Raw genomic sequence first — 18,912 nt, 5'->3', positions numbered from 1 at the left:
CTATTTTTTGCGGCTCTGATAATTATGTCTATAAGAGGGAGAACCATGAAACGAATCCTGAACAAGTTCATACCTGACACTGAAACCGGTGAGTTCCTTAAGCAGGCACTTGAAGACCGGAACCTGACCATGAAGGATGTTCTTCACGGATACATGTACATTCGCTGGCCCAAAGCATATATCGGAGCCGCATTGGGCGAGAACAATCTGGCCCCTATCGCGGATTTTTTTACCAGTCTGGTCGCATCTCCCAACGATAAGGAAAAACGTCAAAAACTAAAGGACGATTTTGCGCAAAGTTATCACGGCAAAGTTATCACCACTGCGGAAGCCGTAAAGCTCATCAAAATAAAAAAAGAAGTACGCACCACCTTGCCTGAACGGGTTCTTCCGTATGAAAAAGCCCGCGATATTATATTGCAGCACCCTGATCATATAGTGCTTTTTGAATGCCCCTGCCGGGCATCGCGGGAAAACCCGTGTTACCCGCTTGATGTGTGTATGATTGTTGGTGAACCTTTTGCTTCCTTTGTAGCCAAAAACCATCCGGAAAAATCACGCAGAATCACCGAGGACGAAGCTGAACGCATTCTGGAAGCGGAAAATGCACGGGGACATGTGCACCATGTTTTTTTCAAGGATGTTATGCTGGGCAGATTTTACGCTATCTGCAACTGCTGCTCCTGCTGCTGCGGAGCCATGGAAGCCATGCGCAACGGAATCCCAATGCTGGCCCCTTCCGGTTATATTTCCGTGGTGGACCCGCAAAAGTGCATCGGCTGCGGTCAATGTATGGAATACTGCCCCTTCGGAGCCATGCACCTGCGAAACAAGCGTATGCGCATAGACCCCAAAAAATGCATGGGCTGTGGTGTGTGCACCAACAAATGCCGTAAGGATGCCCTGCGTCTGGTACGCAATAAGAAACACCCCGAACCTTTGCTGGTCGATAAGCTTTAATGTAGAATTCAGCCTGAACTAACCGTCAGGGAAAGAACGTCTGAGCTCCAAAATATCGTCCAGATTCTCAAAGAACAGATCAGTCAGGTGCGGATCAAATTGTTTGCCCTTGCCCTCTTCAAAATAATCTTTGATCTTTTCGATGGGCCAGGCTTTCTTGTAGACACGTTCACTGCCCAAGGCATCGAAAACATCCACAATACCGGTAATTCTTCCGTAAACATGAATATCCTCTCCGGCAAGCTTGCGGGGATACCCTTCGCCGTTCCACCACTCATGATGCTCAAAAGCCACAATCGCTGCAGCTTTGAAGATGGGGCGTTCGGAATGCTTTAAAATTTCATGGCCGATGGTGGTGTGGGTCTTAATCAGTTCGAATTCTTCGGGAGTAAGCCGTCCGGGTTTATTGAGCACGGTATCGGGAATGCCGATCTTGCCTACATCGTGCATTGGTGAGGCAAGACGCAGCAGATCAGCCTCTTCCTCGCTCAAACCGTAACGGCGGGCAAGAATATAAGAAAGCTCGGCAACCCTGCGCACATGGTTGGCGGTCTCATTGGAACGGTTCTCCACGACTTCGCCAAGGGTCAGGATGACTTCTTTCTGAGTTTCAATGACCTCGTCCTGAATCGCCATCAACGCATCCTGAGCCTCACGGCGGACCTTAATCTCATTGCGCAGATCTTCAGTCCTTTTTTCCACCTCAGCTTCAAGATGTTCCTTGTAACGACGGTTTTCCTTGATCAGGGTAGCCCGTTCAAGACCCTGCCCCAGAGCATGCTCCAGAATATTCAGGTCCACGATGGGTTTAGTGACAAAATCCCAAGCTCCCAATCGTACAGCTTTGATAGCATCCTGAATCAACCCGGCCCCGGAAACCACTATAATCGGGGTATCCGGACTTTCCGCTGAAACTTTTTCAAGAACCTCAAAACCGTCAACCTTAGGCATATTCAGGTCAACCAGAACAGCATCAGGTTTTTCAAGCCTGAAAACTTCCAATCCTTGCTCACCGTCTCCGGCATCGATAATGTTGAAACCGGAATCACTCAGGTAGTCACTGATTGTTTCCCTTACAAAATCTTCATCATCAATAACGAGGATAGTTAATTCTGAATTATCCAATGCTTACCCCTGCTCATTTTTACTCTGCAATTACAAATTCCACCATTAATTTAAGACATAGCAAAAAAACAATACATTTAAAACTGTTATTCTATGAGCACCACACACTGATCAAATACAAAAAAAACACCGAAAAGCAGCTACTTTCCGGTGTTTTTACTATCATTCATCTACATTTTGAGCAATTAATCTTCAAAACGCTTCATAGAAATGATGCTGATGGGATCAACCGGAACATCATCCATGGGACCGTAGGAACCGGTCTTTACTTTCTTGATTTTCTCAACAGCTTCCATGCCGTCAATTACCTTACCGAATACGCAATAACCCCAGCCCTGCGGGTTCTTTGCAGTGTGGTCGAGGAAACCGTTATCCTTCACGTTGATGAAGAACTGTGCGGTTGCGGAATGAGGATCCATGGTGCGGGCCATGGCGAGAGTGCCGAGTTCGTTTTTAAGGCCGTTGTCAGCTTCGTTCTCTACAGGCTCGTGGGTGTCTTTCTGCTTCATGGAGAAGTCGAAACCGCCGCCCTGAATCATAAAGTTATTGATAACCCTGTGAAAGAGAGTTCCTTCGTAAAAGCCTTCGTCTACATAACGCAGGAAGTTCTCTACGGTTTTAGGGGCTTCTTTCGCGAAAAGTTCAATCAGGACTTCACCTTCAGGTGTTTCCATCAGTACCAAGGGATTGGACATATTTAGTTCCTCCAATTTTTTATCTTACCCGCTAAGGGGATTTTTCATCTACAATAAAACGTAAAAGTACGCTACTCCGAGCAACATAAGCATCAAACTTGGAATGACAACCTTTTTCCATGCATCAACCATGTCCACCTTGAAATATTCGCAGGTCAAAAGGAAACAAATGTGTAATGGAGAAGCCATAATCCCGGAAAAACCTGAAAACATGCACAACACCGCCCAAGCCGGCAACTGGTCCTGCAATCCGGAAGCATGTACCAGACCGACCACCAACGGCATAGCAGCCCCCACAAAAGCCAAAGTAATCCCGGCAATAAAGCCGACCAGAAACGGGACAAACACAGCTGCGGCAATAAGTGCGGCCTCCCCTCCGGCGAGACGGGCCAATTCATCTACAACCCCGCAGGCTCCAAGAATATCCTTGAACACGAACACGCAGACAATCATAAAGATCATGTTCAGAAACCGCTTCTCAAACAGCAGACCACGGATAATGGGCATAGACCCGGGATTGGCAAACAATGAACAGGAAACAGCCGCCAGCAAAGCCAGAATAATTCCGATTTCAAAAGGAATGCCCGGTAAAACAAGATTCAGCAGCGTCTCAAAAATGAAAGCACCGCCAATAGCAACGATAAGCGGCAACCCTTCTTTAAGCACAATCCTGGAATCCCGTCCGTTGGCAGAGACATCCGCTTCATTGCCGTTATTTTTCATGGGCAGGACAGAGGGACGCAGATAAAAGAAACACCCCAGCCCGATACAGGCAAAGGCTCCGGGGAATGTGTAGCCGATATATTCGAAAATACCCATGCCGCACAGTGAAGCAGCCAGAATCATCCCCGGATAAAGAGGCCATGTGAGTTCCCAGACATGACGGAACCAATAGTTGATGACCACCTTATCCCGGCCGGATACATCAAGACCATTGGCAGCTTCCTGAATCATGGGTGCCGAAAAGATAGCTCCTCCGGGCATGGGCAGGAGACCGATAAGTGCCGGAAAAAACACAAGCCTCAAACGGGGGCTCTTCAGGTATCCGGTCAGGGAATTCATAATCCGGCCCGCCTGCCCTGTTTTCTCCAGCAAACCGGACAGAATCATGATCAGGGCTACAATCAAAGCCAGAAAGATTGTTTTATCGTCCGCCAGAGCTTCGCCACTGACCCTTATGACCTCACCGAACTTCATGGATGTAAGCAGGGCCAGAACCCCGCCCCCGGCCAGAATGGACGGACCGACACCAAGCCTGAACCTGATTCCGGCCAGCATGCACATAAAAACAAATATAATTTTAAACAAAGGAAGAAGATTTTGCAAAAAATCCATGGATCACCCCGAAAAAAAGAGAATTAGCGGCCCGCAATACGCTAGAAAAGACATCAGCGCAGGACACAGGTGGGGGAAGATATTATTCTTCCTAAAATGGAAATACGTCAAAAAGCCTGATTACTCAATCAGGGAATCAACGCCAGATTCTGACGGGCAAGATTGTTGCCGGGATCAATCTGCAGAGCCCTTCGCAACCATTCTTTAGCAGCAGCATTATTGCCGCGCATGTAATAAAGAAGCCCCATATTGATCATATGGTTGGGCTGCTGCGGTTCCAGTTGCTGAGCCTTACGGATATCGGCCATTGCAGATTCAAACTTGCCCTGTTTCATGTAAACAATTCCACGGTTTCCGAGAGCCGTGGCGTAATCCGGGTTAATCTGCAAAGCACGCTGATAAAGCTCCAGAGCAGTATAGGGATCACCTTTCCTGCTCATAATGGAAGCAAGGCTGGTCATGGCCTTGTAATGGGATGGGTCAGCCTCGAACGCGTCTTTAAAGTGTTTTGCTGCCTCGGTATAATTCTTTTCCCGCTCCAACAGGTTACCTAAATTGTAATGCATGTGGTGGTTATTCTCGGTCACCGCCAAAGCACGGGTGTAGAGGGCTTTACTGTCCTTCCAGTGTCCAGCCTGAGTGAAGGCCCCTGCCAGCAGCACCACAACCACAGCTGAACCCACTGCAATAACCGGCTTTCCGGGAATACGCCCTTCACGCACCAGCCGCGCCACGCCGAAAGCAATGAACATGTAAATCCCAATAAAGGGAATGTATGCGTAGCGATCAGCCATGGACTGGTCGCCGACCTGTACCAGCCCGATCACCGGAACGAGGGTGCCCAGATACCAGAACCAGCTCACTGCACCAAGAGGAAATTTTTTGATAAAACGGAGCGCAACTGCCGACACTGCAAGAATTAATAAAGCTGCCAGCGCAGTTTTCCAGACAGGAATATCATGCGGGTAAGGATAAAAAACCGCCAGATTAACCGGAGCCACAAGTTCACCCAGATAGGCCACATATGAAACAAGCGCGTTTGAAATACGCAGGCTCAAAGGGAAAGATTCCACGGTTTGCATGGCTCCACCGCCCTGCTGAGCCATAACAGTCAAAACAGAAGAAAGAATTGAAAGCCCGAAGAGAGGCAGTTTCTCAACAATCAGCCTAGCTAGCTGCGCCAGCGGATTCTTTGCAAAATCCACCCGATTCAGGGGCCAGATATCCAGCAGGACAAGAGCTGCAGGCAGGGTCACCACCATAGGCTTGGCCAGAATACCCAGTCCGGTAAAGAAAAAAGTCAGCCCATAGGCACCCATGTTTTTGTCTTTGCCCCACCCCAGCCAGCTGTGCATAGCGCTGAGCCAGAAAAAAGTAGAAAGCACATCCTTGCGCTCTGCAACCCAAGCCACAGATTCCACATGGACCGGATGTACGGCGAAAAGAGCGGCCACAAAAAATGAAGGAACCAGTCCATCTTTATCAAATCCACGCGTTGCCTTGAGTAAAAAGAAAAAAAGCAGCAACACATTGCACAGATGCAAAAAGACGTTAACCAGATGACGCGCCCCTGCGGAATCACCAAACAGGGAAGTGTCGAGCATGTGCGAAACCACGGTCAGTGGATGATAGTTGGCAAGCTGAAAGGTACTGAAAGCCCAACCGATATTCTCGGCTGAAACTCCCTGCATAACCCGCTGATTGTTGGTCACATAGCTGGCATCGTCATAGGTAACCAGCTCAAAACCGCCGCATTGCCCATAAACAATAAGCACCAGCGAGGAAAGGATCGCCGCAGCAATCAGGGCTTTCTTCATTTCATTTCCAACTTTCGCACCGCTCATAATTAATTCGCCTGTCCTTTTTTAGGAACATTTTTCAAAAAATCACTTTTCACCCAGCCCAGCCTGTAACCCAGGGTTTCACAGGAACAGCGCAGTACGCCCAGACCGTATTTAACTGAACGGGCAAAGCTGATCGAAGAGGAATCATCCATGTAACGGGTCGGACAGGTCACTTCCCCGATGTCATAGCCGGAATAAATAATCTGGCAGAGCATCTGGTTATCAAAAACAAAATCGTCGCTGTTATCTTCAAAGGGAATGTTTTCCAGCAATTCGCGGGAAAAAGCCCGGTAACCGGTATGGTATTCCGAAAGGTGATAGCCCACCAGCAGGTTCTGGAAAAACGTCAAAGCCCGGTTGGAAATATATTTATAGAGGGGCATGCCGCCTTTACGCGCCCCGGTCCCCAGAATCCTTGATCCGAGCATGCAGTCAAAAACCCCGTTGGCTATAGGCGAAACCATGGCTGAAATAATCAGCGGGGTGTACTGGTAGTCCGGATGGACCATGACCACCACATCGGCACCCATTTCAAGAGCTGTGCGGTAACAGGTTTTCTGGTTTCCACCGTAACCGGTATTACAGGTATGAACCACGGTCTTGATACCGAGGCTTTCAGCCTGCGAAACGGTATCGTCACGACTGCAATCATCAACCAGCAGTATTTCGTCAACCACATCTGCAGGCAGTTCGTCCAGAGTCTTTTTCAAGGTAGAGGCCGCATTATAAGCGGGCATAACCATAACAACTTTTTTACCATTAACCATTTTTAAATTATCTCCTGAGATTGACTGCCATAAATATTTACATGTGCTTTAAGCACTTCTATTCCTGATTGGATTTTGGCTTACCACCAAAGCCCGACCCTAATCAAGTTATGCTGTTGCCTGCGCTTCCTCTTTTTAGTAACCAGGCATCAGTTTTTAATGAACTTTGCAGCAGGAGACAAACAATGCAGGAAGCGGAAATCAAAAAATATATCTACAAAATCATCATGGATAAATGCACTGCCGATGAAGAAGCCCGTCAGGATGCCCTAGGTGAATTCATTGCCATGACCATGCCCAACATTGATGAAGGCGCGGTCCGCAACATCAAATCCATGATCCCGCCCATTACCGATCTTTACGATAAATGGGCCAACATGTTTGTCGAGCGTCTGCTGGAAACCGTGCCCCGCAATCAGATTGAAGAACTTTGCAGCGGTACCCCGGACAACGATTCCGCTCTGGTGTTGGTCTACATCATGTTCATGGAATCCGAACGGATGGAAAAACAGGTTGCTGAAGATATCGCAGCCTTTGCTCCCACTCAGGATGACGACGCCGGAAATATAGCCAGTGCCTACATACGTTCCAAGCTGACACTCATTGCCGAAGAGCAGAAAAAGAAAGACGCGATAATCCAGTAAAGGAGGCTGAAAAATGTTCAGCAAAGCAATCGTCAGGACCCCGGCGGAAAGCCTCGGGGAGGGAATTACCGAAGCGGGCCTCGGCTGCCCGGACATGGAACTGACCCGTATTCAGCACAATAATTATATTAAATATTTTGAACAGGCCGGAATAAGTGTGACCGTACTGCCTGCGGTTGAAGAATTTCCTGATTCCGTCTTTGTGGAAGATACTGCAGTCATGATCCCTCATGGCAATGAAACCGCAGCATTCCTGACCTGCCCCGGAGCGGAATCAAGACGCGGCGAAGTGGATGAAATTGACGCAGCAATTGCAGACCAGACAGACGCTATCATCCGCATGCAGGGTGACGGACTAATGGAAGGCGGCGATGTGCTGCTCATGGGCAAAACATTCTACGTGGGCATCGACAGCCGCACCAATGCAAAAGGATGCGAACAATTTGCCAAGGCCGCAGCCAGATTCGGATACAAGACTGTTCCCGTACCTTTTGACAACGGCATGCCCCATCTCAAGACCGAACTTTCCGCTCTTGATGAAGAAACCCTGATCATGAGCGCCCGTTTTGCCGGGCGCGAAGAATTCGCCGGTTTCAAAAAAATTATCGTTCCCGAAGGAGAGGAGTACTGCTCCAACTGCCTTTACCTGGGACAGAAGCTGCTTGCTCCGCAAGGATTTCCAAAAACAGCAGAGCTGCTGGATAAAAACGGATTTAAAGCTGATTTTATAGATATGTCAGAGTTCCGCAAAATGGACGGCGGGCTGACTTGTTTATCTTTAAGATGGTAGAATAAGAAAAGGGCGTAATGATTGTAATCAACACGCCCCTTTTATTAGATAGCTATCTTATTCAAAACATCCTGCAATATTTCTTCTTCACTCTGATCAGAACGCACTATGTGGTGCGCGGCTTCCATGAAGCTTGGTTCAAAGCGGTTGAGCATAAGCGAAATCTGTTCGCGAGCGTCTTCGGAGCCATCTGATGCATTCAGCAGACTCATAAAATCGCACATAATAAAAATAACCTTGCCGTTATCCTTGAGCATCTGACGAACTTTCTCGGACTTGGCTGCCCCGCGCGGCAGACTGACAATCTGATTATCGTCCCTAGCAACCTTTTCCAGAACCGGGTTACCGTCGCTACGGCTGACCACAAGGTATTTCCGGCCAAGCTTCTCAGCAACCTTGGCGGCAATCGATTTACGCAGTTCATCATTCAGACAAAAAATAAAAACATTACCGGAATCACGACCGCCTATAAGCATATCCTTTGCCATTCCCGGCACGTAAACGCTTCTCTTTTCCTGTTCGTCAACAACATACTCAATGTCAGTCATTTCAATATATTCTTTTGCCATTTCGATTCCTTATATTTCTCAAGATAAAACAGAACAGAAAAAATCTAATCACTTAAGCGCAAGGAGCAAGTTTACCTGCGCTTAAAATGGACGGTATTTTTATAATACCTCTTTTCTGGATGCTCTTTGGAAATATAGGTCATTTCCCAATTCTCAGAATAGAATCCAATCACGTAATCAAGCAGGTTAAACACATCATCTTCAACCTTTGCCTTTGGATATATTTCCAAAAACTCTTCGAGAGTCAGATTCAAATGCCTATCTACTATATAAACTGGACGAAAAGTAAGCAGCATTTCAGATTCGGACCTTTTTTCAAGCCCACGCAGCATTGAATCCAACCAACCGTTTCTTATCCCGGCTTTACCGATGATATCGATAAGCATGCCCATATCAAAGGTCCTGTCCGGCTCTTTTTTCGCAAAATTACAGATGCAAAAATCAACATTATCAACACAGTAAAGCCCGGCTAATTTCTTAGCCCCTGCAACGACTCTGGATTCCAGATCGTAACCTACAACCTCACGCGCACCTTGCTTACGGGCATGAAAAGAAAAATGTCCTATGTTGCAGCCAAGATCACAGACAGTTTTACCAGTGAAATCAAGTTCCTTAAATTCAGGATCAATGCCATCGATTTCATTACCTATCCCCCCTGCAAGGGGCTTGTTTTCCAAATCATAAAGCGGACGCCAGATAAGCTCTTCGCCAACCTCTGCAACAATCTTTTTCAATTCAGCGTTTCTGCTCATGCGGATCTTCCAGCGTATTGTTAATATTAAAAATATACGATTGCATATAGCTTCATAATGTCCTTAACTCAAGATTTGTTTCAGATTGCATGGAGTATTGATGCATGGTACTCCAATAAGCCGAAATAAGGAGTTTATTTTGCAGCAGTTAACTGAGCCCTTTGCCTACGGCAACTCAATCATCCATTCCATGCATCCCGGATTCCGGCTGGCCTGCGCTTTCCTTTTTTCACTTGCAGGGGCACTGGTTACAAATCTTGACGCAGCAGCAAGTGTATTGGCAGCTGGCATCATATTCTCCATTGCAGCCCGTTTATCACTATCAAAACTGCTCAAACGACTGCTTATCGTAAACTTCTTTATTCTTTTCCTCTGGATATTCCTCCCCTTCTCCAGCGCCGGAGAACCTCTTTTCAGCATAGGTCCTTTTACTGCAACCCTTGAAGGAATTCTCTACACTGCAATCATCACCCTGAAATCAAACGGGGTTATCCTCGCCATGACTGCCCTGATCTCCACCATGGAAGTTCAAACCCTTGGGGCAGGCATGCAATCCATGAAACTTCCGGACAAGCTCTGCCGCCTGCTCCTGTTCAGCTGGCGCTACGTGCATGTGATGAGCATGGAATACAACCGCATGCACAGGGCCGCAGCCATGCGCGCATTCAGTCCCCGGACTGATATGAGGACCTACCGCACATATGCGTGGCTTATGGGCATGCTGCTGGTACGGAGTATGGACCGCGCTCAGAGGGTCTGGCAGGCCATGCTTTGCCGGGGCTTTGACGGGACATTCCATACCCTCACTACATACCGCACAGGCAAACGGGACATTGCCCTGCTGCTGGCAACCCTAGGCTGTGTCGCTATTTTCATTTTTCTTGAGTTTAATAAAATCGAGGTCTTGCTGTGAGTTCTTCCATATTTTCCCTGCATAATATTAATTTTTCCTATTCCGGGAATGATGTCCTCACCAACGTTGATTTCCAACTGAACCGAGGACAAAAAATAGGACTGACCGGACATAACGGGTCAGGCAAAACCACCCTGTTGCATATCATAATGGGCCTGCTCAAACCTCAGTCAGGTCAGGTACGCTATCTGGGCCGTGAAATGAAATCCGAGAAAGATTTCCGTGAATTACGCAAAGGCGTTGGCCTGCTTTTCCAACAGGCCGATGACCAGTTATTCTGCCCGACCGTGCTGGAAGACGTGGCCTTCGGACCGCTCAATCTGGGAAAATCACCTGATGAAGCACGGAGAATTGCCGAGTACACCCTCTGCACACTGGGACTGTCCGGCTACGAAGACCGGGTATCCTACCGCCTTTCCGGTGGTGAAAAAAAACTGGTTTCCCTTGCCACTGTGCTGGCAATGAAACCACAGGCTCTGGTGCTGGACGAGCCCACCAACGACCTTGATCCGTCCATGCGCGAAAGACTGATCGACATCTTGAATTCACTTGATATCGCCATGCTTGTGGTTTCCCACGATCTCGATTTTCTGGTAAGAATCACTGAAGTGGAATATTCATGCAACAAAGGTAGAATCCTGCGTGAAGCTTCAAATTTCAAAGACAATCACGACTACGGAAAGTGCGAGCTTTAAGCGGAAAAACAAACAGGAGTCATCATGAATAAATTTCGCAACCTGACACTTATTATAGCAGCCGTCTTTCTGGTTTCCGGCTGTCTCGGAGAAGATAAAACTGTAACTATGAAAGTGGCTTCAACTGCCTACACCTCGCATGTAGACCAGACATCCTCCACTCCTTTTATCGGGGCATGGGGTGATAAGCTCAAACCGGGCATGAAAGCCATCGCTGTTTCACGGGACTTAATCAAAAAAGGGCTTACCCATAACACAAAGGTTAAAATCGAAGGCCTTGCCGGTGAATACGTGGTTAAAGACAAAATGAACAAACGCTGGACCAATAAAATTGATATTTACATGGGCCTCGACAACCAAGCGGCAAAGGACTGGGGAAAACAGGAAGTAACCATCTCTTTTGAAACTGCAGAAACAGAATAATCAGAAAAGGCGCATTCAATAAGAGAATGCGCCTTTTTTGTATATCTATTCAGACCCTTACAAATATTTTTCACTCAAAGTCGATCCGCTCTTTATTTTTCCCACTGATTTACGTAAAGATGGGCTTTCGCGGCCACGGGCAGAGCCCTGCCCTACAAAATAATGCCGCGATTAATGGAGAACAAATTGAGCGAACGGAAAAGAAATCCTCATCAGTCCATCAGGGCCTACTGCCTGTGGTGCATGGGCGGAAGCCCGCAGCTTGTCAGGGAATGTGAGGACAACGACTGCTCTCTTTATGAATTGCGCGGGCCCAAGACCGAAGAGTCACAGCGAACCTGCATCCGGGCTATCCGCAGGCACTGCCTTGCCTGTACAGTCGGTGACCGTCAGGCCATCCGTGATTGCAAAGAAAAAGAATGCGTAATTCGCCGTTTCCGCTTTGGTGTCCATCCCAAAACCATGCAGAAACGCAAAAAACGGAGAATTGAGAAAAGCCATCTCATGCTTCCCGGACTTTAAAATTTAAAAACCGGGAGTCAGTTCAACTGACTCCCGGTTTATTTTTTCTACATATCAGATTGACGCATACTCAGTGATATTCTTTTGCGCTGAATATCTACATCGAGCACCTTGACCTTCAAGGCCTGTCCCGGATGGACAACTGTTGCCGGATCACGCACAAAATCGTCAGCCATACGGCTGATATGAACCAATCCGTCCTGATGAACCCCGATATCCACGAAAGCCCCGAAAGCAGTTACATTGGTCACAATACCGTTAAGGATCATACCTTCGCGCAGGTCTGAAACTTCCTTAACGGAATCATCAAATTTCACTGCTTCAAACTGCTTGCGCGGATCGCGTCCCGGCTTTTCCAGCTCCTTCATAATATCCTTAAGTGTCGGTAAACCGAGATCATCCGAAACATACTTTTCCAGATCAATCTTGCCACGTAACTCTGCAGACTTGATCAAGTCGGCAACATCAGCGCCGAGGTCCTTGGCAATTCCGTCTACAGCTTTGTAGCGCTCCGGGTGCACCGCAGTGCCGTCCAGCGGATTCTTGGCTCCGCGAATGCGTAAGAAACCAGCACACTGTTCAAAAGCCTTGGGTCCGAGACGGGGAACCTTGAGCAATTCCTTGCGGGAACCGAAGGGACCGTTTTCTTCACGAAATTTAATCACATTTGCCGCCAGCACCGGGCCAAGACCGGAAACGGATTGCAACAACCGCGCACTGGCAGTGTTAAGCTCCACACCAACCATATTCACGCAGGATTCAACAACCCTGCCGAGACTTTCCGCCAAACCTTTCTGATCCACATCATGCTGATACTGGCCCACACCGATGGATTTTGGATCGATTTTGACCAGCTCTGCCAACGGATCCATGAGCCTGCGTCCGATGGAAACCGCCCCGCGCACAGTAATGTCATAGTCAGGAAATTCCTCACGGGCGATCTCAGAAGCCGAATAAACCGAGGCCCCTGATTCATTGACCATAATCACCTGAATTGAGCTATCCAAGCCCAGCTCTTTCACAAACTGCTCAGTCTCACGTCCGGCTGTGCCGTTACCGATTGCGACGGCTTCGATGTCATATTTATCGACCAGAGAATGAACTATCCGCGCCGCCTCTTTCTTCTTGCCTTCGGAGGTGACCGGATAAATGGTTTCGTTATGGAGCAAGGTTCCCTGCGCATCAAGGCAGACCAGCTTGGCCCCGGTACGGAAACCCGGGTCAAGGGCCAGCACCCGCTTACCGCCCAAGGGAGGCGCCAGCAGAATTTCACGCAGGTTAGCGGCAAAAATATTTATGGCCTCAGCCTCAGCTTTTTCAAGCAACACTCCGCGCAGCTCAGTTTCCATCTGCGGGGCCAGCAAACGCTTGTAGGAATCGGTTGCTGCCAGCTCGACCTGTCTGGAAGCTGCCGAGTTGGAACGGACCAACTTGCGGTGCAGAATATCCAGACCTTCAGCCTCTTCCGGACGGATGGACACCTTCAGGAACTTATCACGCTCACCACGTAACAAGGCCAGAATGCGGTGACCAGCAGCCTTTTTTGCAGGCTCGCGCCAATCAAACCAGTCCCTGAACTTGGAAGCCTTGTCCTTGTTTTCATCAGCCTGTGCAGCCTTAGTGGACTTGGATTCAATCAATGACTTCCGCTCAAACAAAGACCGAACCGCCTCACGGCTGACCGTGTTCTCGGCAATTTTCTCGGCAATGATATCACGCACCCCGGCAAGAGCATCGTCCACAGACTCCACACCCTTGGCGGCTGAAACATAAGCTTGCGCTTCCTGAACAGGATCGCATTTCTGGGCAAAAATCTTATAGGCAAGCGGTTCAAGACCTTTCTGGATCGCGACCTGCCCCTTGGTTTTACGCTTGGGTTTGTAAGGAAGGTACAAATCCTCAAGCTGACGCATGGTTTCGGCTGCTTCAATTTTCTTGCGCAGACCGTCATCCAGCTTACCCTGTTCATCAATAGATTTGATCACAGTCTCGCGACGCTTATCCAGCTCCTTAAGCTTTTCAAACAAATCACTGACAGCAGCAACCGCCACTTCATCAAGGCTTCCTGTTGCTTCCTTACGGTAACGGGAAATAAAAGGAATGGTGCCCCCCTCATCAAGCAGGGACACAACAGCTTTTACATTTTTTTCAGGAATACTCAGTTCAGACGAAATACGAGAAATATTTTTGGAATTCATAAAGGTAGGGACTTCGAAGGTCGCTTTAGTTCGCTACATACGAAGCATAATAAAAGGTTTTGGAAAAAAGTGTCCGGGGAAGAAAGATTTTCCTTCCCCGGATGTCGGAAACAAATATTTTACTCAGTTGATTCTTCTTTCTTAAGTTCTTCGGTAGAAAGCGACCAGAAGGGAGTACCGTCCTTGGTCAGGCGAAACTTGTATTTACGATCTTCTCCGGCCTTGAACTTTGCGCACATATATTCATACTCGCCGTTAATTTCGACCAGCACACCATAAACTTTCACCCGTGCTCCGGGACGCAAATCCTTGATACGCGGCTCAACAAAATCCTTGGGACCGAGATGAACTAACACTTCATCGCCGTCTTCCTTGTCTTGAACCAAAAGGCCGACACCTGCGGCCATTCCGCTTAAGGGTTCAATTTCCTCAATCTTCAGGAGTGTTCCTTTAATCACATCACGGTCTGTATTGTCATAAAGGGAATCATATTCGCCTCCCTTTTCCCAGCCCTTGATGTTCATTTCTCCGGCAAAGGCGGATGAAACGGTCAGAAGAGTAAGGCAAAATGCAACAAGTAAATTCTGAAAATTTATTTTACTCACGACAAAACTCCTTTTAAATCAAGCGTTCTATTGGGTAAGCCATTTATTAAAGGCACGCAAGGCGACCTGCTTAATCGTATAGTCGGCCCCGCCGTTCGTAAAATCTGTACGATCGAACTCAACCACGACTTTTCCGGTCTTTACATCAACCAAAAACAAACGGACATAGTCAGCACGGTAATCACTCATTTCATCACGAATCCCCAAAGCATTATCAGCCGAAACATCATAAAGAAGTGCCAAGTCGGCATCCAGACCGGAAAGAACAGCCTGCACTTCCGGTACAATCGGATATTGATTCCCATACTTGCGCCGTTCCCACAAGCTGGATTTATTTATATTTTCCAGAAACTCAACAGCACCGCCATTGACGGGATAAGCCGACCATTTCAATTCAAAGGCTCCGGCCTGTTTACAGGCGCTGCGCAAAGACTGGATCATGCGCCAGCGGTATTTCAGATCAAAATCCATAGTGGTTGTCTGCCAAGGAAGCAAAGCCAGCTTGTAAACCTTCCCTCCGGTATCAAAAGGAGTGCTGTAATTCTCGACTTTGGCGCACGAAGCGCAGGCAAGGCAGATCACCAGAATCAACAATATTTTCCTCATGGCAACCTCATACTTTTTGCAGATACATTGTTTTATAACGGAGGTATCCATATGTCCATAGATTGAGTTTAAACTTGGCGTCCGGCTGTTTTGCCGTTACACTCCGGCAGTTTTCAATGCGGAGGAGCACATGTCGGATAAAAAAAAGGCCCAAAAACTTTCCCGGAGAGGATTCCTTTTCGGAGGATTCAGAAAAAAAGAAGACCGTGAACAGGTCCAGAGCGCGGCCAAACCTATTGCCGCCAAAGAAGTCAACTTAGACACCTTAGCCGAAGCAAACGTAGCCTATGAAAACGGGCGTTTTGAAGAAGCTGCCGCCAAGTACAAAGAATTCATCAAGACCGAGCCGCAAAACGCTGATGCCCGCAAAAGGCTTGGACATTGCTTATACAAAGCAGAAAAATACATTCAGGCCAAAGTTGAATTCGAACGGGCAATCCGCATCCTCGGCAAGGACAACTTCTCCTATCTCTACCTCGGCCTATTACTCTGCCGCGCCGGAGCCGGGAAAAAGGCACTCCCTGTCTGGAAACTCTATTTCGATCCGGAAAACATTACCCTGCAGCGCGAAATAAACCTGCAAATAGCGCTCATTGAATCAGATTCCGAAGCATCCTTCGAAGATGCCGCCAACATGGTGGAAAAAGTAATCGAAGAAACTTCTATGATAGCTTAAGAAGCCTCCGGCGGCTGGGGAAGGGGATCTTTTGGAAAAGTTCCCCTTCCCCAGACCCCATCCCCTCAAAACTTTTCAATATGCTTCGCTGCATTGTTTAATAAATTTTGCTGTAAAAAAGCAATTTCGTACAAGCGCACGAAACTTCCCTCTGCTAAAAATTTTCCAAACTACTCAGCAGCAAGTTCTCCAAGCCTTCTTACTCCGGCTTGGATTTCATCGCTCCAGAGTGACCCGCTGGACAGGCGGATGTAATTTGAAAATACATCCTGCGGAGAGAATACGGTTCCGGGTACAATACCGATACCTTCTTCGCGGGCCTTGAAAAAAAGTTCCACCCCGTCTTTTCCTTCGGGCAACTCCACCCAGAGCACTGAACCGCCCTTGGGGTTGGTGACCTTGGTCCCTTCTGGAAAGGCGAGACCGATCTCGGTACGCATCTTCTGCATCTGATCCTTCATGGCCGCACGCAATTTCTTTAGATGGCGGTCATAAAGGGTTTCGCGCAGATAGCGGGCGATAGCCATCTGGGTGACGGCTACGCAAGAGACATTGGTAGTGGCTTTGATCTCAAGGGCTTTTTCCAGATACCGCCCCGGTGCCAACCAGCCCACCCGGTAACCGGGGGCAATGGTCTTTGAAAAGGATGAACAAAGTAATACCCCCCCCTCTTTGTCGTAAGATTTGAGTGTACGAGGCCGGGAATCACCGAAATAAATTTCCCCGTAAACATCATCCTCGACTAACGGAATTTTGCGTTTAGCAAGGAGTTCAACAATCTCCTTTTTACGATCATCTGAAGTAATACTACCGTCCGGGTTGTTGAAAGTCGGCGAAAAAATACAGGCCTTAATGTCGAAAGTGCGTGTAATATCATTTACCCGGTCCGGATTAATACCTTTCTCAGGGCAGGAAGGTATTTCAATTGCCCGCAGGCCAAGATTTTCCACTAACTGCAGGAAGCAATAATATGAGGGTGATTGAATAAGGACCAGATCTCCAGGTCGGGTCAGGGTACGCAAAGAAATGTACAGGGCTTCCATTGCTCCGGTGGTGATGATCAGCTCATCGGCAGTGATTTTGGAACCACAATCTACTGAACGGAAGGCTATCTGACGGCGCAAGTCAAGGTTGCCGGGAATCATTTCATACCCGACTGTATCAAGGGGATTTTCTCGGATTACGCTGTTCATGATCTTGGCCAACTGGCGGGTAGGCAGGAGGTCATTGCTGGGGCAGGGACAAACCACGCCCAACGGAAGCAAGTCTTTATTTCCCACAGTTTCAAGGGCGGTCCGAATAAGCTTATTCTTGGTGACCAGATGCGGTTCAAGCTTCTGGGTAGTTTTAATCTCCGGAGTGGGAATAGTGCGGAATTCGCTACGCACATAATAGCCGGAGCGCGGACGGGATTCGATAAGGCCGCGTTTCTCCAGTTCTTCGTAAGCATGCGCGACAGTCGAAATGGATACTTTAAGAGTTTTGCTCATCTGGCGCAGAGACGGCAGTTTGTCTCCGGGCACAAGATCACCGGCTTCAATATGCCTTGAAAGTTCCTGCTCAACTTTTTTATATCTGTACTGATTGTCTGAACTGTCCAGATTCATTGTGTTTAACCTCAGAAGCTAAAACTGTTACGGTTCATATTTATAAAATCTGTATCTGTACTGATGTCAGATTTTATGTAGACTAGCAAGCAAATCGAACTAGCAAAATTGAATTTCACAAACAGGAGAGGTGAGTATGGAATCAGTAATGAATTCCCAAAAGATAAAACAAAACAACATCTTGATTTCAGCATTCAAACAGGCCCTGCCCATCATGCTGGGATACCTTCCTGTGGGATTTGCTTACGGAGTTCTGGCCCGCAAGTCAGGTATTTCCATTGATAACACGATGATAATGTCCCTGATAGTCTTTGCCGGATCAGCACAGTTCATTGCAGTGGGACTAATTGCTTCCGGGGCTTCAGCTATCTCGGTGATCATTACCACCTTTATCGTCAACCTGCGCCACATGCTCATGTCTGCGGCCCTTTCCCCCTACCTGAAGAAATGGAGCAAACTAGAGATAGCAGGTTTCACCTTTCAGCTCACAGATGAAAGCTTTGCCGTCCACTCCACCCGCTTTGCAAAGGGAGATACACACAAAGGCGAAACCTTCCTGATCAACTCCATCGCCCATGCGGCATGGGTGGGTGGTACCGTACTGGGCATATTTTCCAGCACACTCATAACTGACGTTAAACCAATGGGCCTCGATTACGCTCTTCCGGCGATGTTCATCGCCCTGCTCATTTTCCAGATCAAGGACAAGAGCCACGTCATTGTAGGGCTCATCACCGGACTGTTATCAACCGCACTGGCTCTCGGCGGCGCAGGACAGTGGAATGTAATCATCGCCACCCTGATCGGCGCAACACTCGGCGCAGCAGTTAAATGGGGGAATAAATAATGGACCAGCAGACAATACTTTTCACTCTTTTCGGCATGATGGCGGTAACCTACATTCCGCGCATGCTCCCGGCCATGGCCCTTAGTTCCCGCGACCTGCCGCCCATCGTGGCCAAGTGGCTTTCCTACGTACCCACTGCGGTTCTTTCCGCCCTGCTGATGCCTTCACTACTCGCCCCCGAAGGAGTCATCGACCTGACTTTCAGCAACCTTTACTTTTGGGTAGCAGTGCCTACTTTTGCTGTAGCCATTTTCACCCGTAATTTCTTCGGCACCGTGGCTGTCGGCATGGGGCTGGTGGCAGCAGCCAGATATTTCTTGTAATTTCAGCAACAAAAGG

The 18,912-nt window shown here is 48.1% G+C and carries 21 protein-coding genes; 10 read left to right on the top strand and 11 right to left on the bottom strand.

Going from position 1 to position 18,912, the window contains the following annotated elements:
- The first annotated feature begins 45 nt into the window (after positions 1-45).
- Positions 46-960: a 4Fe-4S binding protein gene (locus ACKU40_RS19145; RefSeq protein WP_320174376.1), complete on the top strand. Its 915-nt coding sequence runs from the start codon at positions 46-48 to the stop codon at positions 958-960.
- An 18-nt stretch (positions 961-978) separates the two neighbouring features.
- Here ACKU40_RS19145 and ACKU40_RS19140 read toward each other — a convergent pair whose 3' ends face one another.
- The 5 genes from ACKU40_RS19140 to ACKU40_RS19120 all read right to left on the bottom strand — a co-directional run bounded on the left by ACKU40_RS19140 (position 979) and on the right by ACKU40_RS19120 (position 6,726).
- Positions 979-2,085 carry an HD domain-containing phosphohydrolase gene (locus tag ACKU40_RS19140; RefSeq protein WP_320174375.1) on the bottom strand — a complete coding sequence of 369 codons (1,107 nt, stop codon included), beginning with the start codon at positions 2,083-2,085 and terminating at the stop codon, positions 979-981.
- Between the two features lie 185 nt (positions 2,086-2,270).
- Positions 2,271-2,780, bottom strand: a complete 510-nt coding sequence (locus tag ACKU40_RS19135) for a peptidylprolyl isomerase (RefSeq protein WP_320174374.1) — start codon at positions 2,778-2,780, stop codon at positions 2,271-2,273.
- Between the two features lie 48 nt (positions 2,781-2,828).
- On the bottom strand, positions 2,829-4,115 hold the full coding sequence (locus tag ACKU40_RS19130) for a DUF401 family protein (RefSeq protein ID WP_320174373.1): 1,287 nt from the start codon (positions 4,113-4,115) through the stop codon (positions 2,829-2,831).
- Positions 4,116-4,243: 128 nt separating this feature from the next.
- Positions 4,244-5,959 (bottom strand): tetratricopeptide repeat protein, encoded by a 1,716-nt coding sequence (locus ACKU40_RS19125; protein WP_320174372.1) that lies wholly within the window; start codon positions 5,957-5,959, stop codon positions 4,244-4,246.
- A gap of 2 nt (positions 5,960-5,961) precedes the next feature.
- Positions 5,962-6,726, bottom strand: coding sequence for a glycosyltransferase family 2 protein (locus ACKU40_RS19120; protein ID WP_320174371.1), 765 nt, complete (start codon positions 6,724-6,726; stop codon positions 5,962-5,964).
- A 185-nt stretch (positions 6,727-6,911) separates the two neighbouring features.
- Here ACKU40_RS19120 and ACKU40_RS19115 point away from each other — a divergent pair, with 185 nt between their 5' ends.
- Both ACKU40_RS19115 and ACKU40_RS19110 read left to right on the top strand, forming a co-directional pair.
- The gene (locus tag ACKU40_RS19115) at positions 6,912-7,370 is read left to right on the top strand and encodes a hypothetical protein (protein WP_320174370.1); all 459 of its coding nucleotides are present in this window, start codon (positions 6,912-6,914) and stop codon (positions 7,368-7,370) included.
- 13 nt (positions 7,371-7,383) lie between these two features.
- The gene (locus ACKU40_RS19110) at positions 7,384-8,160 is read left to right on the top strand and encodes an arginine deiminase family protein (RefSeq protein WP_320174369.1); all 777 of its coding nucleotides are present in this window, start codon (positions 7,384-7,386) and stop codon (positions 8,158-8,160) included.
- Positions 8,161-8,204: 44 nt separating this feature from the next.
- Here the strand turns inward: ACKU40_RS19110 and ACKU40_RS19105 are convergent, their stop codons facing one another.
- On the bottom strand, positions 8,205-8,729 hold the full coding sequence (locus tag ACKU40_RS19105) for a shikimate kinase (protein ID WP_320174368.1): 525 nt from the start codon (positions 8,727-8,729) through the stop codon (positions 8,205-8,207).
- Between the two features lie 71 nt (positions 8,730-8,800).
- The gene (locus ACKU40_RS19100; RefSeq protein ID WP_320174367.1) at positions 8,801-9,481 is read right to left on the bottom strand and encodes a methyltransferase domain-containing protein; all 681 of its coding nucleotides are present in this window, start codon (positions 9,479-9,481) and stop codon (positions 8,801-8,803) included.
- A 139-nt stretch (positions 9,482-9,620) separates the two neighbouring features.
- Between ACKU40_RS19100 and cbiQ the strand changes: the two genes are divergently transcribed.
- The 4 genes from cbiQ to ACKU40_RS19080 all read left to right on the top strand — a co-directional run bounded on the left by cbiQ (position 9,621) and on the right by ACKU40_RS19080 (position 12,034).
- Positions 9,621-10,394: a cobalt ECF transporter T component CbiQ gene (cbiQ, locus tag ACKU40_RS19095; protein WP_320174366.1), complete on the top strand. Its 774-nt coding sequence runs from the start codon at positions 9,621-9,623 to the stop codon at positions 10,392-10,394.
- Positions 10,391-11,089, top strand: coding sequence for an ABC transporter ATP-binding protein (locus ACKU40_RS19090; protein ID WP_320174365.1), 699 nt, complete (start codon positions 10,391-10,393; stop codon positions 11,087-11,089). Before cbiQ ends, ACKU40_RS19090 begins: the two co-directional genes overlap by 4 nt.
- A 24-nt stretch (positions 11,090-11,113) precedes the next feature.
- The gene (locus tag ACKU40_RS19085; protein ID WP_320174364.1) at positions 11,114-11,512 is read left to right on the top strand and encodes a hypothetical protein; all 399 of its coding nucleotides are present in this window, start codon (positions 11,114-11,116) and stop codon (positions 11,510-11,512) included.
- Positions 11,513-11,698: 186 nt separating this feature from the next.
- The gene (locus ACKU40_RS19080; protein WP_320174363.1) at positions 11,699-12,034 is read left to right on the top strand and encodes a restriction endonuclease; all 336 of its coding nucleotides are present in this window, start codon (positions 11,699-11,701) and stop codon (positions 12,032-12,034) included.
- Between the two features lie 47 nt (positions 12,035-12,081).
- On the opposite strand, the gene ACKU40_RS19075 is transcribed toward ACKU40_RS19080, so the two are convergent.
- From ACKU40_RS19075 to ACKU40_RS19065, 3 genes are all read right to left on the bottom strand, one after another.
- Positions 12,082-14,232 (bottom strand): Tex family protein, encoded by a 2,151-nt coding sequence (locus ACKU40_RS19075; RefSeq protein ID WP_320174362.1) that lies wholly within the window; start codon positions 14,230-14,232, stop codon positions 12,082-12,084.
- A gap of 119 nt (positions 14,233-14,351) precedes the next feature.
- Positions 14,352-14,837: a hypothetical protein gene (locus ACKU40_RS19070; protein WP_320174361.1), complete on the bottom strand. Its 486-nt coding sequence runs from the start codon at positions 14,835-14,837 to the stop codon at positions 14,352-14,354.
- Between the two features lie 27 nt (positions 14,838-14,864).
- Positions 14,865-15,443 carry a hypothetical protein gene (locus ACKU40_RS19065; protein WP_320174360.1) on the bottom strand — a complete coding sequence of 193 codons (579 nt, stop codon included), beginning with the start codon at positions 15,441-15,443 and terminating at the stop codon, positions 14,865-14,867.
- Positions 15,444-15,573: 130 nt separating this feature from the next.
- Between ACKU40_RS19065 and ACKU40_RS19060 the strand changes: the two genes are divergently transcribed.
- A complete protein-coding gene (locus ACKU40_RS19060) occupies positions 15,574-16,119 on the top strand; it encodes a tetratricopeptide repeat protein (protein ID WP_320174359.1) in 546 nt (181 codons plus the stop codon).
- A gap of 170 nt (positions 16,120-16,289) precedes the next feature.
- On the opposite strand, the gene ACKU40_RS19055 is transcribed toward ACKU40_RS19060, so the two are convergent.
- The gene (locus ACKU40_RS19055; protein WP_320174358.1) at positions 16,290-17,726 is read right to left on the bottom strand and encodes a PLP-dependent aminotransferase family protein; all 1,437 of its coding nucleotides are present in this window, start codon (positions 17,724-17,726) and stop codon (positions 16,290-16,292) included.
- Positions 17,727-17,862: 136 nt separating this feature from the next.
- On the opposite strand from ACKU40_RS19055, the gene ACKU40_RS19050 reads away from it, so the two are divergent.
- Together ACKU40_RS19050 and ACKU40_RS19045 are read left to right on the top strand one after the other, a co-directional pair.
- The gene (locus ACKU40_RS19050; RefSeq protein WP_320174357.1) at positions 17,863-18,573 is read left to right on the top strand and encodes an AzlC family ABC transporter permease; all 711 of its coding nucleotides are present in this window, start codon (positions 17,863-17,865) and stop codon (positions 18,571-18,573) included.
- Positions 18,573-18,896 (top strand): AzlD domain-containing protein, encoded by a 324-nt coding sequence (locus ACKU40_RS19045; protein WP_320174356.1) that lies wholly within the window; start codon positions 18,573-18,575, stop codon positions 18,894-18,896. Before ACKU40_RS19050 ends, ACKU40_RS19045 begins: the two co-directional genes overlap by 1 nt.
- Positions 18,897-18,912 lie beyond the last annotated feature (16 nt).

It is taken from the genome of Maridesulfovibrio sp. (assembly GCF_963666665.1).
GTDB lineage: Bacteria > Desulfobacterota > Desulfovibrionia > Desulfovibrionales > Desulfovibrionaceae > Maridesulfovibrio.
Note: the sequence above shows the minus strand (reverse complement) of the source record. Positions and strands in the feature narration are given on the sequence as shown.

Bases quoted from the DNA above. Each gene is read 5' to 3' on its own strand.
- ACKU40_RS19135 (WP_320174374.1), bottom strand. From the start codon at position 2,780: ATGTCCAATCCCTTGGTACTGATGGAAACACCTGAAGGTGAAGTCCTG.
- ACKU40_RS19045 (WP_320174356.1), top strand. From the start codon at position 18,573: ATGGACCAGCAGACAATACTTTTCACTCTTTTCGGCATGATGGCGGTA.
- ACKU40_RS19065 (WP_320174360.1), bottom strand. From the start codon at position 15,443: ATGAGGAAAATATTGTTGATTCTGGTGATCTGCCTTGCCTGCGCTTCG.
- ACKU40_RS19115 (WP_320174370.1), top strand. From the start codon at position 6,912: ATGCAGGAAGCGGAAATCAAAAAATATATCTACAAAATCATCATGGAT.
- ACKU40_RS19060 (WP_320174359.1), top strand. From the start codon at position 15,574: ATGTCGGATAAAAAAAAGGCCCAAAAACTTTCCCGGAGAGGATTCCTT.
- ACKU40_RS19105 (WP_320174368.1), bottom strand. From the start codon at position 8,729: ATGGCAAAAGAATATATTGAAATGACTGACATTGAGTATGTTGTTGAC.
- ACKU40_RS19075 (WP_320174362.1), bottom strand. From the start codon at position 14,232: ATGAATTCCAAAAATATTTCTCGTATTTCGTCTGAACTGAGTATTCCT.
- ACKU40_RS19110 (WP_320174369.1), top strand. From the start codon at position 7,384: ATGTTCAGCAAAGCAATCGTCAGGACCCCGGCGGAAAGCCTCGGGGAG.
- ACKU40_RS19085 (WP_320174364.1), top strand. From the start codon at position 11,114: ATGAATAAATTTCGCAACCTGACACTTATTATAGCAGCCGTCTTTCTG.
- ACKU40_RS19100 (WP_320174367.1), bottom strand. From the start codon at position 9,481: ATGAGCAGAAACGCTGAATTGAAAAAGATTGTTGCAGAGGTTGGCGAA.
- ACKU40_RS19120 (WP_320174371.1), bottom strand. From the start codon at position 6,726: ATGGTTAATGGTAAAAAAGTTGTTATGGTTATGCCCGCTTATAATGCG.
- ACKU40_RS19125 (WP_320174372.1), bottom strand. From the start codon at position 5,959: ATGAGCGGTGCGAAAGTTGGAAATGAAATGAAGAAAGCCCTGATTGCT.
- ACKU40_RS19130 (WP_320174373.1), bottom strand. From the start codon at position 4,115: ATGGATTTTTTGCAAAATCTTCTTCCTTTGTTTAAAATTATATTTGTT.
- ACKU40_RS19055 (WP_320174358.1), bottom strand. From the start codon at position 17,726: ATGAATCTGGACAGTTCAGACAATCAGTACAGATATAAAAAAGTTGAG.
- ACKU40_RS19050 (WP_320174357.1), top strand. From the start codon at position 17,863: ATGGAATCAGTAATGAATTCCCAAAAGATAAAACAAAACAACATCTTG.
- ACKU40_RS19145 (WP_320174376.1), top strand. From the start codon at position 46: ATGAAACGAATCCTGAACAAGTTCATACCTGACACTGAAACCGGTGAG.